The sequence below is a fragment of the Vibrio sp. VP6 genome (genome assembly GCF_028823755.1).
GTDB lineage: Bacteria > Pseudomonadota > Gammaproteobacteria > Enterobacterales > Vibrionaceae > Vibrio > Vibrio parahaemolyticus.
This window is the reverse complement of sequence record NZ_JAPEID010000003.1, coordinates 144,578-159,564: the sequence shown is the minus strand read 5'-3', so window position 1 is coordinate 159,564 and position 14,987 is coordinate 144,578. Positions and strand designations below refer to the sequence as shown.

13 protein-coding genes are annotated in these 14,987 nt (G+C 44.8%); 9 read left to right on the top strand and 4 right to left on the bottom strand.

The features are described 5' to 3' along the window. Nucleotide 1 precedes the first annotated feature (1 nt). Nucleotides 2-1,537, top strand: a complete 1,536-nt coding sequence (hutH, locus tag OU793_RS03165) for a histidine ammonia-lyase (protein WP_140103398.1) — start codon at nucleotides 2-4, stop codon at nucleotides 1,535-1,537. Nucleotides 1,538-1,807: 270 nt separating this feature from the next. Beyond that, nucleotides 1,808-2,533, top strand: a complete 726-nt coding sequence (locus tag OU793_RS03160; protein ID WP_005462640.1) for a DUF3581 domain-containing protein — start codon at nucleotides 1,808-1,810, stop codon at nucleotides 2,531-2,533. 105 nt (nucleotides 2,534-2,638) lie between these two features. On the opposite strand, the gene OU793_RS03155 is transcribed toward OU793_RS03160, so the two are convergent. Both OU793_RS03155 and OU793_RS03150 read right to left on the bottom strand, forming a co-directional pair. Beyond that, nucleotides 2,639-3,100, bottom strand: a complete 462-nt coding sequence (locus OU793_RS03155) for an isoprenylcysteine carboxylmethyltransferase family protein (RefSeq protein WP_020840461.1) — start codon at nucleotides 3,098-3,100, stop codon at nucleotides 2,639-2,641. 70 nt (nucleotides 3,101-3,170) lie between these two features. Next, nucleotides 3,171-6,209: an FAD-binding and (Fe-S)-binding domain-containing protein gene (locus OU793_RS03150; protein WP_159404140.1), complete on the bottom strand. Its 3,039-nt coding sequence runs from the start codon at nucleotides 6,207-6,209 to the stop codon at nucleotides 3,171-3,173. Nucleotides 6,210-6,473: 264 nt separating this feature from the next. Here OU793_RS03150 and OU793_RS03145 point away from each other — a divergent pair, with 264 nt between their 5' ends. The 7 genes from OU793_RS03145 (at nucleotide 6,474) to OU793_RS03115 (ending at nucleotide 12,430) form a co-directional block, all read left to right on the top strand. Next, complete coding sequence (locus OU793_RS03145; protein WP_025635710.1) at nucleotides 6,474-7,154, top strand: DUF3334 family protein; 681 nt, start codon at nucleotides 6,474-6,476, stop codon at nucleotides 7,152-7,154. 212 nt (nucleotides 7,155-7,366) lie between these two features. Beyond that, complete coding sequence (locus OU793_RS03140; RefSeq protein WP_005462644.1) at nucleotides 7,367-8,062, top strand: DUF2786 domain-containing protein; 696 nt, start codon at nucleotides 7,367-7,369, stop codon at nucleotides 8,060-8,062. 178 nt (nucleotides 8,063-8,240) lie between these two features. Further along, a complete protein-coding gene (locus OU793_RS03135; protein WP_005483532.1) occupies nucleotides 8,241-8,909 on the top strand; it encodes an OmpA family protein in 669 nt (222 codons plus the stop codon). Nucleotides 8,910-8,985: 76 nt separating this feature from the next. Continuing rightward, a complete protein-coding gene (locus tag OU793_RS03130) occupies nucleotides 8,986-9,963 on the top strand; it encodes a J domain-containing protein (protein WP_017448642.1) in 978 nt (325 codons plus the stop codon). A 177-nt stretch (nucleotides 9,964-10,140) separates the two neighbouring features. Next, nucleotides 10,141-10,326, top strand: coding sequence for a hypothetical protein (locus OU793_RS03125; RefSeq protein ID WP_180793879.1), 186 nt, complete (start codon nucleotides 10,141-10,143; stop codon nucleotides 10,324-10,326). Nucleotides 10,327-10,731: 405 nt separating this feature from the next. Next, entirely contained in the window at nucleotides 10,732-11,124 is a 393-nt protein-coding gene (locus OU793_RS03120) for a SulA-like leucine-rich domain-containing protein (protein WP_083151057.1), read from the top strand. A gap of 202 nt (nucleotides 11,125-11,326) precedes the next feature. Further along, nucleotides 11,327-12,430, top strand: coding sequence for a phosphoribosylaminoimidazolesuccinocarboxamide synthase (locus OU793_RS03115; RefSeq protein WP_025630752.1), 1,104 nt, complete (start codon nucleotides 11,327-11,329; stop codon nucleotides 12,428-12,430). Between the two features lie 79 nt (nucleotides 12,431-12,509). Here OU793_RS03115 and OU793_RS03110 read toward each other — a convergent pair whose 3' ends face one another. Both OU793_RS03110 and OU793_RS03105 read right to left on the bottom strand, forming a co-directional pair. Beyond that, nucleotides 12,510-14,183, bottom strand: a complete 1,674-nt coding sequence (locus OU793_RS03110) for an alkaline phosphatase (RefSeq protein ID WP_029824997.1) — start codon at nucleotides 14,181-14,183, stop codon at nucleotides 12,510-12,512. A gap of 388 nt (nucleotides 14,184-14,571) precedes the next feature. After that, the gene (locus OU793_RS03105) at nucleotides 14,572-14,949 is read right to left on the bottom strand and encodes a hypothetical protein (RefSeq protein ID WP_005462601.1); all 378 of its coding nucleotides are present in this window, start codon (nucleotides 14,947-14,949) and stop codon (nucleotides 14,572-14,574) included. Nucleotides 14,950-14,987: the final 38 nt, after the last annotated feature.

Genomic DNA, 14,987 nt, shown 5'->3' with positions numbered 1-14,987 from the left:
GATGTTAAATTTAACGCTAAAGCCAGGTCATATTAGCTTAAACGAACTGCGTCAAGTGAGCCGTTCCTCGGTTAACCTTACTTTGGACCCAGAGGCCATTCCGGGCATTGAAGAAAGTACTCAAGTCGTCGATCGCGTCATTGCGGAAGATCGTACCGTCTATGGTATCAACACCGGTTTCGGTCTTTTGGCAAACACTCGAATTGCACCGGAAGACTTAGAAACGCTGCAAAGAAGCATTGTTTTATCTCACGCTGCGGGTATCGGCAAATTCATGTCTGATGAAACCGTCCGCCTCATGATGGTTTTAAAAATCAACAGCTTGGCTCGTGGATTTTCTGGCATTCGTTTGAAAGTCATCAACATGTTGATTGATTTAGTCAATGCACAAGTTTATCCATGCGTCCCTCAAAAAGGCTCGGTGGGCGCTTCAGGCGATTTGGCTCCCCTAGCCCACATGAGTACGGTGCTACTTGGTGAAGGTCAAGCACGTCACAATGGCCAAATCGTATCCGGCTACGAAGCACTAAAAATTGCTGGTCTTGAGCCTATTACACTAGCGCCAAAAGAAGGCTTGGCGTTACTCAATGGTACACAGGCTTCAACAGCATTCGCGCTAGAAGGTCTGTTTATTGCCGAGGATCTTTTCGCGTCAGCAACCGTGTGTGGCGCCATGTCTGTAGAAGCCGCACTAGGTAGCCGACGTCCGTTCGACCCTCGAATCCACCGCGTACGTGGTCATCGTAGCCAAATGGACGCAGCACTCGCATACCGTCACCTACTGGATACATCAAGTGAAATTGGTGAATCGCACACTAACTGTGAAAAAGTGCAAGACCCATACTCACTGCGTTGTCAGCCGCAAGTAATGGGCGCGTGTTTGCAGCAAATTCGTAACTCCGCTGAAGTATTGCAAGTAGAAGCGAACTCCGTTTCTGATAACCCATTAGTATTTGCAGAAGATAACGACATCATCTCCGGCGGTAACTTCCATGCAGAACCTGTTGCGATGGCAGCCGATAACTTAGCTCTCGCCATTGCAGAAATTGGCAGTTTGTCTGAACGTCGTATGGCACTTCTCATCGACAGCGCGCTATCAAAACTACCGCCATTCTTAGTCGATAATGGTGGCGTGAACTCTGGCTTCATGATTGCTCAAGTAACCTCTGCGGCATTAGCAAGTGAAAATAAGACCCTTGCTCACCCAGCCTCAGTAGATAGCTTACCAACATCAGCAAACCAAGAAGACCACGTGTCAATGGCGACATTCGCGGCTCGCAGACTGAAAGAAATGGGTGAAAACACTCGCGGCATTCTAGCTGTCGAATATCTATCGGCGGCGCAAGGTTTGGATTTCAGAGCGCCAAATAAATCGTCTGAGCGAATCGAAATTGCAAAACAGATGCTGCGTGAAAAAGTGTCGTTCTACGATAAAGACCGTTACTTTGCACCCGATATCGAGCAAGCAAACACATTGTTGAAACTCGCTCTACATAACGCACTGATGCCAGAGAACCTTCTGCCAAGCGTACATTAATCTGTAGAAGCAAACTTCAGTCTAGGCTCCACCTCTTCGTGGAGCCTTTTTTGTGTCTATACTCTTAACAATTCGTGAGTGATATCAGAGTCGCGCGACGCACTTATTCGCATCATAAATGGATAAGCCATTCAAGCATGTGTTTTTAAACGTTTATCTGCTGATTTGGGTGCGCATTGTCAAAATGCAGTGAACTTTCTACTGGATGGACCATTGCTACTCAGATATTCGCATATAATCCCTTACAGTTTTGGTTACTACTTAATAATTATGTTTCTAACACCTTATTTTTCAAACAATAATCATCAATTTCAATTCACTCGTGAACAAGCAAGTCACTTTGCTAAGCGCGTGGCTGGTGATTACAACCCTATTCATGATGAAGATAACAAACGCTTTTGTGTGCCTGGCGACCTGCTATTTGCCGTTCTACTAAGTAAAGAAGGCATCAGCCAAAAAATGCGCTTTCGTTTCTCTGGCATGGTAAATGATGGCATTGAGCTGCATATTGAAAATAAGTGTGAAAAAGAAAGCGCAGTCGTAGATGAGGCAGGCAAAGAATACTTGCACATGTCTCGTGAAGGCGAAACCAATCACAACCCGGCTTTTATTGAGCACGTGGTAACGAATTACGTGCAGTTTTCTGGCATGAACTTCCCGCACATCATGGTTCCTCTTATGGAAGAGAAACAAATGATGATCAACTGTCAGCGTCCACTGGTTATTTATGAAAGCATGGAAGTTGAATTTTCACGCTTAGACCTTACACATCCTGAAGTGGATTTTACTGGTGCGACGTTTGATGTAGATGGTAAGCGCGGCGTGGTGACTTTGAACTTCGCATTCAAAGAAGATGGTGAAGTGGTCGGTAAAGGCATTAAACGTATGGTAGCGAGTGGTTTGAAGCCATACGATCAAGAAGCCGTTGACGACCTTGTACACCGCTTTAATGAGCGTAAGGATGCATTCCTAGCAAAGTTCGTTAAGGCAGCGTAACAGACTGCCGAATTAGCGATAACAATCGGATACCAAAAAGAAAGCCCAACGATTGATGTTGGGCTTTCTTTTTACTTAAAAAATGATTCGATGGCAGCTCGGTATTCAAATCCAGCGACGAACTTGGTTTTTATAATCCAAGTATTCCTCACCAAACAACCTTTCCAATACATGTTCTTCTGGTTTGATTTGAAATCGATTCATATAACTAACAAACAGCACACCGCAAAGCACCACACTTAAATGTTGCCACCATAAACCCACCGCAATGATGAGCAGTAACAACGCCATGTACATTGGGTTACGTGAGAAGGCAAACACACCAGTTCTTACAACGGAAGATGCTGCATCAGGTTTTACTGGGTTCACGGTAGTCTTTACTTTGCGAAATTCATATACACCGGCAATCCCCATGTAGCCAGACAACAAAGTTAGTGCACCGACTACAAACTCAACAAAGGGCACTCGAATGTTCATGCTCGGCGTCAAGACTTTAAGCCCGTACATCAAGAGTATGACCAGCAAAAACACCGCAACAGGTGGGACTTTGAGTTCAAGTTTTCTCAAGGTTCAGATCCTTTGAAATGGAATGTTCATCATTGGGCAAAAAAGCCCAGTTAGACTGGGCTTGATGTCATTATACCAAAGTTAACAGTGCTTGAACGGGATGCTTAGGCTTTGTTCCTTCAAAGCGTTTTACTTGGCTTCGGCAAGAATAACCAGTAATCAAACATCTTTCGTTATCTAACTTATCTAGGTTTGGCTTCCAACTTAAATTGTATATGTCTTTCGACATCGACAGCTTATCCACCTCGTGGCCAAATGTCCCCGCCATGCCACAACAACCAACCGGTACTGTGTTCAATACCGCGCCAAAGTGAGCAAAAATAGCGCCCCATTCTTTCTCTGCGTTCGGCATTTTGGTTTTTTCAGTGCAGTGCGCAAACAAGTACCACGGTTCCTGATTTTCCCGTTGCTTTGCTACTTCAAACGCTTCCAACCTTGGGTACAGCCATTCGTGTGCCGTTAGCACATCGAAATCGCCTCGCTTGCTACCGAGTACTTCCGCGTACTCATCTCGATAGCACAGCACCAATGCCGGATCAACGCCGACCAACGGAATGTCTAATTCCGCCACCATCGCCAAGAACTTCGCCGTATCAGCCGCGGTATCTTTAAACTGGCGTAGGAAACCTTTGATGTGTTGCGCTTTACCATTTGGCTTAAATGGCAAAAGCACTGGATACATACCTAGCTTTTTAACCAACTTGACGAAGTCTTCAACAACGTCCGCATCGTAATAACTGGTAAATGGGTCTTGAACGATTAATACGTGCTTGCTCTTTTCAGTCGAAGACAAACCACTCAATACTTGCAGATCATACGGCGTTGTCAGCGACTCTACGCGCTGTTTCAACGTAGGAACAGACAGCAACGGCGCATCCACATACCCTACTGTTGAAGCCGTTAAACTCTTAACCCACGACTGTTTCAATACGCCGTTCACGACTGCTGGTGCTTTTGCCATCATTGGCAGCATGGTTTCAATGTTGGCAACCAAATAATCTTTTGCCGGACGCTGATAGCGCGAGTGATAAATGTTTAAAAAGCGGGAGCGGAAACTTGGGACATCCACTTTGATCGGACATTGGCTCGCACACGCTTTACACGCTAAGCAGCCGTTCATTGCTTCATAAACTTCATGAGAGAAATCGTATTCGTGACGACGATTAATGGAATGACGCACACGATCAATCATGGTTTTGATCGATGTTTTGTTTTCTAACGTGTGCTTTTCTAGATCAAGAATATCAATACCTTGCTCAGTAAGCTGACGCAACCATTCACGAACCAATCCAGCGCGCCCTTTTGGCGAATGACGACGATCAGCCGTCACTTTCATAGATGGACACATCGGCGAGCTGGTATCGTAGTTAAAGCACAAACCGTTACCGTTACATTCCATCGCTTGCTTAAAGCTGTCACGTACTTGTACGTCAATTTGGCGATCATAGTAACCACGTTTGGTGTCGGTTACTTTTACCAACTCTGCATCGCTATCAAGTGGCGTACAGATTTTACCTGGGTTCATTTTATTGTGTGGGTCGAATGCAGCTTTTACGCGTCTAAGCTCAGTAAACAACTCTTTACCAAAGAACTCCGGACCATATTCCGAGCGGAAACCTTTTCCGTGCTCACCCCACATCAGGCCGCCGTATTTCGCTACCAGCTTGACAACTTCATCAGAGACTTCATGCATCAATGCTTCTTGGTGCGGGTCGCACAAGTCCAACGCAGGACGCACATGCAGCACCCCTGCATCAACGTGACCAAACATACCGTAATTCAGAGACTTGCTATCTAATAGTTCGCGGAACTCTACAATGAAATCGGCCAAGTTTTCTGGTGGTACACACGTATCTTCAGCGAATGCGACCGGTTTAGCGCGGCCTTTTGCAGCGCCTAACAAACCCACCGCTTTTTTACGCATGTTGTAGATACGTCCAATACTCGCCACATCGTTACAAACTTGGTAGCCGATAATGCCCGCTTCTTCTGTTTCCAACATGATATCGAGTTTGGCGGTTAACGCCGCGACCTGCGCAGTAACTTCTTCTTCGTCTTGCCCTGCGTATTCCACCATATTGATGCCAAGCATTTCTTTGTTTGGCACGTCGGTGATCAGATCGCTCACGGTGTGCCAGACAATGTCTTGCTTCGCGAGATTAAGTACTTTTGAGTCAACAGTTTCGACAGAAAGAGCTTTCGCTTCGACCATAAATGGCGCGTTGCGCAGTGCAGAGTCAAAGCTGTTGTATTTCACGTTAACTAAGGTACGCGCTTTCGGAATTGGCGTCAGGTTTAGCTTCGCTTCCGTAATAAAGGCCAATGAGCCTTCTGCTCCACACAGCACTCGCGTGATATCGAAACGGTCATCGTCTTCATTTAACGCGTTCTTTAAGTCATAGCCCGTTAGGAAGCGGTTGAGAGGAGGAAATTTATCCACGATCTGCTGGCGTTTTTCTCGACAAACTGATTCCGTCACTTGTAACGCCGTCGCGGCAAACTCGCCTTCTTTTGGATACCCATGAGACAAATCAGACTCTAAAATCGAGCCATCAGCAAACACCGCTTGCAACGACAGTACATGATCAGACGTTTTCCCGTATTTAAGAGAGCCTTGACCAGAGGCGTCGGTATTCACCATCCCGCCAATCGTTGCGCGGTTGCTGGTCGACAAATCTGGAGAGAAAAAGTAGCCGTAAGGACGAACCGCATCGTTCAACTGATCTTTCACAACACCAGTTTGAACGCGAACCCACCCTTCATCTTCATTCACTTCCAATACTTTGTTCATGTGGCGAGACAAATCCACCACAATTCCTTTGGTCAGCGACTGGCCATTTGTACCGGTACCGCCACCACGAGGGGAGAATGTGATTCTTTCGTACTTTTCTTGATTGCTCAGTTTCCCGATGAGAGAAACATCTTGAGTCGTTCGAGGATGGACGACTGCTTGAGGGAGTTGCTGGTAAACGCTGTTGTCAGTAGCGACGGCTAAACGACTTGAATATTGGCTTTCGATGTCGCCAGTGAATCCGGCTTGTTCAAGCTCTTTCAGAAAACGAAGCACAAGAGGATCGACATCAGTTTGCGAGTGTAATCTTGGTAACATTTGCTTCCTGCCCCTACGACGCTGATCCCATCAGCTGCGGGTTATCTAATTATTTGCTCATTTCTCATACAGCGCAGCTATCAGCACAACAAGACGCCGCAAAAAAAGTGAGAGGAGTAATATTCTTTGAATTTCGTCACTTTACAACATTTAAAAAGGCGATCAAATCAGAATCTCAATACAATAATTAAACTTATGCTTTATTTTTTGAGGCTTGATGCCTTACATTGGGATAGAAATCGCGTTTCTAGATGAGCTTTCAGAATGAAAAAAAATAAAGTTGTTACCACGGAAGATATCCTTCTAAAACTTTGCCAGTCTGTTTCTGGCGTTCTTACTTCGGCCACCTCTTCTCAAGTTAATTACTCCGCAATGGTTCAAAAGATCAACAAGACCAGCCTCAAACCAGATTTTGGCTGTTTTGTCCTATTTGATGGCGGATTTACCGGACTTGTAGTGATTAACTTTACTGCAAAAGCCGCTTTAGAGATTTACACAAACTACATGCGCAATATGGGCATGCCAGAAGAAGAACTGGCTATCTCCCATACTTCTGATGAAGTTGCAGACGTATTGGGTGAACTCATGAACCAATTGGTCGGTGACTTTACCAATAAAATCCGTAAAGAACTGCAAACCAACATCACGCAAAACCAACCGAAGATGCTGGCGCTGAACAAACAGGTAATTTTGCAAGTTGACACCAATTTGGATCGCCCTCAAGCACGTCGTGTGACGTTCTCGACCGCGAACAACAACATTTTCTATTTAGAGCTAGCGATGGACAAAACAGAGTTCATCCAGCTTGAAGAATTTGAAATTGCAGAAGATGAAAACCCAGATGACATCTTAGAAGCCGCGCGTAAAAACATGGCAGAAAAAGAGTCGGAATCTTCGAACCCTAAAGATGACGCTGACGACTTACTGAGCCAACTGGGTTTGTAACCGTAAGCCATGCCATCCCAAAAGAAGTCATCTCGATAAGGTAATATCGTTTCGCCTGATTAAGACGACCTAAAAACGCCTAGCCTCGCTCCTTGCGGGGCTTATTTTTTCTCGGAAGAAACCACTTCCACCTCGCCTTGTATTTCGTTTTTATGTCAAAAAAGGTAATATGTCTGACTTCGTAAATTTTCTGCTTTCGTTACTGGTTGTCGATGGATAAACAAAAAGCTCTGAAAAAAATCGCCAAGTGTTTGGAACTGGGTAACTCCGCCAACGTGAATGAGGCGGCAAACGCCATCAAGATGGCGCATCGCCTTATGCTCAAATATGGTTTGGACAAAGACGATATTGAGTTTATCAAAATGGGAAAAACTCAATCTTCCCATTTGTTGCCGTCCAACATCAGTTCTACCCTATTGCGCGTGATTCGCGGCATTAACACTAAGTTTGGTGTTGAAGCCGTATTGTTGAATCACAAAGGGCTTAAACGCGTTGAGTTTATTGGTGAAGCCGATCGCGCTATCTTTGCTGCCTTTGCTTTCGACATCATCTATCGAGAATTGAATGAAAGCACCGGCCAGTTCCGTAATAGCTTTGCAGGTTCTGGTACGTCTTCAATGGAAGTGACTCGTCGCGTTAACTCTTTTGTTTCTGGCTGGGTAGAAGGCGCACTTGAAAAGCTACCTGTGATCTCACCAGATGAAGAGTCTGCAAACAAAATCAATGATTACATTGATAAAGAGTTTCAGAACATCGACCGTGAAACGTTCAAAAAACAATTAAGAGAAGCCATGAAGAATCTGACTGAAGACTACGAAGTCGGATTAAAGAAAGGCAGAAAAGTCTCTGTAAACCGTGGTGTCGGTGGAGAACAAGCCAGAAAAATGTTGGGCAACACCTCGAAGTAAGCGCAACATACTCAACTAGATACGTAAAAGTGGGTTGATATTGAGCGTTATAAGAAAATTCTTACACAGCTCTCTATCAATCTTACTTTCGCATAACAAATATCAATATCTACTGATTCATAATTCGCATCCCATTATGAGGCACTGTTTCGCCTCAGTTTTATACGGAGATTTTCCCTTGAAAAAGATGTCTATTGCACTGGCACTAGTGCTAGCTCTTACAGGCTGTCAAGCTACTCAACGCCAAAATGCAACAACGGGTGAATACGAAACGAACTCTACCACGCAAGGCGCGCTAATTGGTGCTATTGCTGGTGCAGCGATCGGTTTGGCAACTGGTGATAACGCAAAAGAACGTCGTAAACATGCTCTTATTGGTGCGGCGGCAGGCGGTGCTACTGGAGCAGGCGTCGGTTACTACTTTGACCAACAAGAAGCAGAACTGCGTCGTGCGTTGCTAAACTCTGGCGTACAAGTACAGCGTGTAGGTGAAAACCAACTTCTACTTCGCATGGAAAATGGCATTGGCTTCTCTTCAAGCTCATACCAACTGGATGCAAGCATCCACAATACTCTACGTGGTGTTGCTCGTATTCTGGTTGAATACCCAGATACAAGCCTAGTCATTGATGGCTACACAGACAGCACTGGTAGCGAATCATACAACCAAACGCTTTCTGAGCGTCGCGCGGAATCTGTTCGTCAGTTCCTAGTGTCTCAAAAAGTGGCTCCAGGCCGTGCAATTGCACGTGGCTACGGCGAGCGCAATCCAATTTGCTCAAACCAAACTTCTGAAGGTCGTGCTTGCAACCGCCGTGTTGAAATCCAGATCTTGCCACTGAAGTAATTTGGTAGCACCATAACGGTAATAACAAAAATTACCGGAGCAGGCCTAGCAACATACGCTAGGCCTGACACATTCAATGTCATTCAAAACCATCGCCCTATCCTTTACGTTAAGCAGCTGTCTTTCTGTATCTGCATTTGCTTCTCAAGCACCAACATCCCCAGCAGAACAATTTGAACTGGCGCAGCAACTGGCTCTTTCTCCAAAATCAGATTCGCCATCGGATGTTCGCTATTGGCTAGAGCAATCCGCAAGCCAAGGCTATTTACCTGCGCAGAAACAGCTGGCCGAAGACTATTCCCGAGGATTGACCGGTGCGGTTAATTACTCACAGGCAACGTATTGGTTTACCTCTGTAGCGTTGAATGACCCTCGCGACCGCGGGTTCTTGTTAGCGGACTTTGTTCAGCATCACCAAAAAGACATCACCACCAGCGATCTCGTTGAGGCGTGGTACCAATTAGCCTCGGACACAAACCCTCAAGCGGAAGAAGCTTACAATCATTATCTCGAAGAGCGCTTCAATCAACTGCGTGCAAAGCAAGTCTCCGAAATTGTGGAATTAGATAAAGAAGCGACAAAAGAAGAGCAGCCTGTCGCTCCACAATCAACCGTAACGTCTGATAATGGCACGATTATGTGGTTGGCTATTGGTGGATTGGTGATCGCTCTAGCAGGCTTCGGTGGATGCGTAGTTCTAAGAAAGCAGCAACGAGCTTTGGCCGCACAGTCTTCCCAAGAGGCAAACCAAACTCAGCAACTTAATGCAAAAGTAAAAGAGTTAGAGTTCACGAATAAACAATTGAAGCGTCAGTTGGAGAAAGTATTCAAAGAGTTTAAAAAGACTCGCAGCCAATCCGACAATCATAAAGTTGCGGTTGCCTGCGCGATGTTTGGTTACACACCACAAACCATTCCTGATAACCAAGCAGTGAAACTCCGCTATCGACAACTTTCAAAACTCTATCATCCAGATACTCGTGGAAGTGAAGAAGAAATGAAACGTTTGAACCAGGCGTTTAAAATCATCTCACAAAATGTTACAAAATCGTAAATCACAACTAGAGAGCGCTTGATGGCTAGCTTTAAGTCTAAGTAAAACAAGGTTCGCAATCGATCTCGCTCTCAAACAAATTAACAGACATTTAACGTCAATCTCTTTTTCATGCCATAATGCCCGGCGAAAAATAACACCTAACGACTCATATTTATCTAGGTGGGGAGAAAATCAATGTTCACTGAAGAAGGCACCTGCGATTGGTGTAAAAAACCTAGTTTTGTTACTCGTCACGATTATGTAGATGGCAAATATCATCACTCTTGCCAAACCTGCTACGACATGGCGAAGATCGATGTTTGTCTGTTTAACCAAGGCGAAATGCAAATGCGTGAGCGCATGGCACAACGAGCGAGCTAATCCGGTTAGAATCAATGGAACTGATTTTCAAAAGCGCCTTTTAGGGCGCTTTTTTGATCGCTTATGATTCACATCTCTTCCCCATAATCACGACGTAAACACGCTCATCGTGTGACTCATACCTGTATCGACCATCAAAAACCACTGTATAACATCAACAAAAGCACTGTATATACAGTAGTAAACACCTGTATATACCACTCGGATAATGTTGCTAACTTCACACTTTTCAATCCATACCCAACATATCAAGAACAAAGACAATTCATTACAAATCAATACTTTAAGCAAATCACTCAACTATCAGTGAGCGTTATCTCACGTACTCATCAGTAAAAATGGGTTGATCAGATAGCCAAAACAAACTACTGTATACACATACAGCATGTATAAAGGAACAGTAAGATGCAGTTACAAAGTCAATCTCGTACATACTCACGTTACAACGTACTGGCACAAACCACTCAACCAATGGATGTGTCTGATCAGCTTCTTTCTAAGTTGGCAGTATTGTCACAGCAAAAACAATGGATTCTGTTTACCGCTGAGTGTCCTCGTCCTGATTTTGAGCAACTCACTGCTTCCAATATTTGCTGCAAAAACGTTATTCAGATGAAGCCGTCTCAACAGCTTTCTGAAGTCGAAATCGTTATCAAAGCCATTCAGTCTGGCAATGCCTGCGCGGTTGTCGCATCAAACAAAATTGCTCTTATGAACCAATCCATGTTGCGTGACATTGCTCAGCGTTATCAGTGTGAAGTCTTTTTCGTCGATGGCAGAGTAAACCAGTATCACTAACAAGATCGACGTTATCTATCCTGCATCTCGCCTCCTTTTAAGGGGGCATTTTTTGTATTAAAGAAAAGAGGCAAACGTTTGCTTTTTCTCTGGCGAGTTAAAATAGTTCTGGTATGATGCCCTCATTCGATTTATTCAGCTGATATTTTCCGCTGAATATCTTCTCCTTAAGACGTTTGATTAAGATGATAGGAATGTCGCAATGAGCCTTGCTAATCAAGTACTTGCCGTCAATGACGACCTGCCAATTCGCACCCACAAACCCGTACACAGCGGAAAAGTTCGTTCAGTTTACTGGTTAACTGAAGAAGACAGTGCCCGACTGATCAAAGAGAAAGGATACGATGTCGCACCAGATGCGCCCCTGGCCATCATGGTGATCAGCGATCGTATTTCTGCTTTCGATTGTATTTGGCATGGTGAAGGTGGGCTTAAAGGTGTGCCGGGTAAAGGTGCCGCATTGAATGCCATTTCAAATCATTGGTTTAAGCTTTTTAAAGACAACGGCTTAGCTGACAGCCACATCTTAGATATTCCTCACCCATTTGTTTGGATCGTTCAAAAAGCAAAACCGGTAAAAATTGAGGCAATCTGCCGTAAATACATCACTGGTTCCATGTGGCGTGCATACGCAAATGGTGAGCGCGAGTTTTGTGGTATCCAACTTCCTGAAGGGTTAGAAAAAGATAAGGCTCTACCGGATTTGCTAATGACGCCGTCAACCAAAGGCATCCTAAAAGGCATTCCTGGTGTACCAGAAGCAGACGATGTGAACATCACTCGCCAAAATATCGTGGACAACTATGAAGCGTTTAACTTCTCAAGTGCAGAAGATATCGCTCAGTACGAAAAATTGTTGAAAGAAGGCTTTAACGTTATCAGCCAAGCGTTAGAAGAAATCGACCAAATCTTTGTCGATACCAAATTCGAATTTGGTTATGTTCATGACGCCGCAGGTAATGAAAAGCTGATCTACATGGATGAAGTTGGCACGCCAGATTCTTCTCGTATTTGGGATGCAAAGGAGTACCGAGCAGGTAACATCGTTGAAAACTCGAAAGAAGGTTTCCGTCAGTTCCTACTTAACCACTTCCCTGACCCAGATATCTTATTAAACAAAGAACGTATGCCAGAGCGCGAAGCTCTTGCACGCGATAACGATCTTCCTGTTGAATCTTTGATGGATATTTCAAGAACCTACATTGGTATCGCCGAGAAAATTACAGGTAACCCAATTACGCTAAGCGAAAATCCAAAAGCTGAAATCATCGAAATTCTCAGCAAAGAGTACGGTTTGATCGACTAGCTATCCGAAAGCTGATTGAAAATTGCCAACAAAAAAGTCCGCCTTGATGAGCGGACTTTTACTTTTTCGCCAGTTTAGATTAGATAATGTCTAACGTTGTGCCATTTGTCGTAGACGCCGACTTCGTCGTCACCTGATACTTTTTATCTTTGATGGTCGACACCAAGTACCACGTCGATTGAGCGGCATCAGCAGTAAAGGTCACTCGCATAAAGCCACGTTGTTTAATGTCAGCCCATTGCAGCTCGGAGACTAAATGCGGCAAGGTGTATTCCATTTGCGCAATCGCCACCGGGTCCAACGCCAAATACTCTTCCAACCCCGGAGAGCTCACCGAGCTCGTCGCAAACTCGACCCCTATCGGATTGTTTGACACATCTTTTAACTCACTTGCCCACGCGTTGTGAGTATCGCCCGCTAAACACACAAAATTGCCACTACTTGCTTTGGCCAGTTGGTAGACTTTTTCACGCTCGACATAGTAACCATCCCAAGCATCGAGGTTGTAAGGCAGAGAAATGGGATCTGCACTTGGATCGGCAAGATAACCCGTGATCGCTGTATTCACCGCCAACAACGCTTCTGTTTTCTTCTCTTCTGTTGACGTAAACAGTTGGAACATCGCCGTCATCACTGAACTTGGTAGCTCCATTCGCGACATCAAAACTTGTTGGCCTAAAACGTTCCATTTTGCGTCGTGCGTGTTGAATTCATTCATCAACCAAGCAAGTTGTTCAGTGCCTAGCAGTTCTCTGTCTGCACTACGTGATTGAGCAACTAACCCACCGATAGCTTCCATTGTAGGTGCACTGAGTGAGAAGTAATCCAACGGCTTATCACGACCAACAAGGCGCGTATCGAGCATCATGAGATTCACTAAGTTGCCAAATGAGAACTGACGATAAATCAACATGTTTGAGAATGTATTCTCACGAACTGGCAACCACTCAGTCCATGCAGCCGCAGCGGCGGCTCGACGGTCGATAAAGCTACCTTCGTCGTCTTGATGGTTCTCTGCGCCATTTTTCCATGTGTCATTAGCTAACTCGTGATCATCCCAAACTGCAATCATGGGCAGTTTGGCATGTAATGCTTGCAGATCGGCATCTTGACGATATTGGGCGTATCTTTTTCGGTAATCGTCCAGCGTGATACATTCTGTGCCTTTGCTCGGTTCGCGCCCTAATGCAGCGGCATCTTCACTGGCATAGCCTCCAGCCCCATATTCATAAATGTAGTCACCAAGATGTAACACAACGTCGAATGGCGATTGTTCATGTTGATTTAAAATTTCGCGATAAACGTGGAAATAACCCGCTGGATAGTTGGCGCAAGACACCACAGCCATCGATGCTTTTTCTACACCATCTTCAGGCAGAGTTTGAGTTTGCCCTACCTCACTCATCATCTCGCCGACCATAAATCGGTAGTAGTACTGAGAATTGGCGTTGAGGTTTTGTACGTCCACTTTTACCGTGAAATCACGTCCTGTATCGGTAGTGAATACGCCACTTTGCACGACATTGGAAAACTCCATGTCGGATGCGACTTGCCAGCTCACATCCACGTAACTCGCGGCTGTAGTCACCCGAGTCCAAATAATTACTTGTGCTTGAGTCGGATCGCCACTGGCGACACCATGTTCAAAACTAACGGCAACGGATTCATTATCGTCGCTGCCACAACCGATTAAACCGGTAGCAACGGCGGTTGAAGAGACAACTTTCATAAAGTCTCGACGAGACAAAGACATACTGACTTCCTTTCTTATTGTGTTTTTATTTTTGCCCAAATAACGCAACGAATAAAAATCTCCCTATCCGCAGACAAAAGGGTATTGATTCGAGCTCACAGCGCCGATGATTTGGGTCGGTAATTTGTCCTAAAAACACTAAGTTAGAAGCTAGTTATGACAATTGCATTTCTAAAGGTTACGTTTTTGTTAAATTAAGTGTAAATACTCTATATTCATCACACTTCCAACAAAAGTGGCATTAGACTAAGCCAATCAATAATATGAGCTAGACAGAGCAGGTGGAATGCATAGCACTTGAGATACGAAAAAAGCGACCCAGAGAGGTCGCTTTTGTGGTGATTCTATTTAAGCGTATAAGTGAGATTAGAAGGCCACGCTTAAAAGCTTAAAACTTGATATTCAGAACATCTTGCTCCGACGCATCGACCTTCAACTTACTGCGAGATTCAATATATTCAATCTGCTTTGAGTCGAGTGAATATGGCATGACAACACGTAATTCATTTATCCCTTCATGCTTTGCGAGCTGAGTTAAACGAACTAAGTTCGATTCGTCACTTTGGCGTGAAGACATCGATTTTAATGCCGCATCCCAGAGTCGATCTTCCGGTCGGCTCAACTCTGCAATGTTCTGCTTCCACATCAAACCAAAAATGGGCGCAATGGTCGCGAACGCCTCTAAGAAGGTCCATTTCTTACTTCCTGTAGCTCCTAAAAAGCTGGTGTAGTCGAACTCGATGCATGTCTTTCCTTGTTGATCCATTCTCTGCCCCCGACACTCGAAAATGAGATATACCAAAT

Excerpts from the sequence above, each read along its gene's own strand:
- hutH (WP_140103398.1), top strand. The coding sequence starts at position 2 with ATGTTAAATTTAACGCTAAAGCCAGGTCATATTAGCTTAAACGAACTG.
- OU793_RS03160 (WP_005462640.1), top strand. The coding sequence starts at position 1,808 with ATGTTTCTAACACCTTATTTTTCAAACAATAATCATCAATTTCAATTC.
- OU793_RS03150 (WP_159404140.1), bottom strand. The coding sequence starts at position 6,209 with ATGTTACCAAGATTACACTCGCAAACTGATGTCGATCCTCTTGTGCTT.
- OU793_RS03145 (WP_025635710.1), top strand. The coding sequence starts at position 6,474 with ATGAAAAAAAATAAAGTTGTTACCACGGAAGATATCCTTCTAAAACTT.
- OU793_RS03140 (WP_005462644.1), top strand. The coding sequence starts at position 7,367 with ATGGATAAACAAAAAGCTCTGAAAAAAATCGCCAAGTGTTTGGAACTG.
- OU793_RS03130 (WP_017448642.1), top strand. The coding sequence starts at position 8,986 with ATGTCATTCAAAACCATCGCCCTATCCTTTACGTTAAGCAGCTGTCTT.
- OU793_RS03125 (WP_180793879.1), top strand. The coding sequence starts at position 10,141 with ATGTTCACTGAAGAAGGCACCTGCGATTGGTGTAAAAAACCTAGTTTT.
- OU793_RS03120 (WP_083151057.1), top strand. The coding sequence starts at position 10,732 with ATGCAGTTACAAAGTCAATCTCGTACATACTCACGTTACAACGTACTG.
- OU793_RS03115 (WP_025630752.1), top strand. The coding sequence starts at position 11,327 with ATGAGCCTTGCTAATCAAGTACTTGCCGTCAATGACGACCTGCCAATT.
- OU793_RS03110 (WP_029824997.1), bottom strand. The coding sequence starts at position 14,183 with ATGTCTTTGTCTCGTCGAGACTTTATGAAAGTTGTCTCTTCAACCGCC.
- OU793_RS03105 (WP_005462601.1), bottom strand. The coding sequence starts at position 14,949 with ATGGATCAACAAGGAAAGACATGCATCGAGTTCGACTACACCAGCTTT.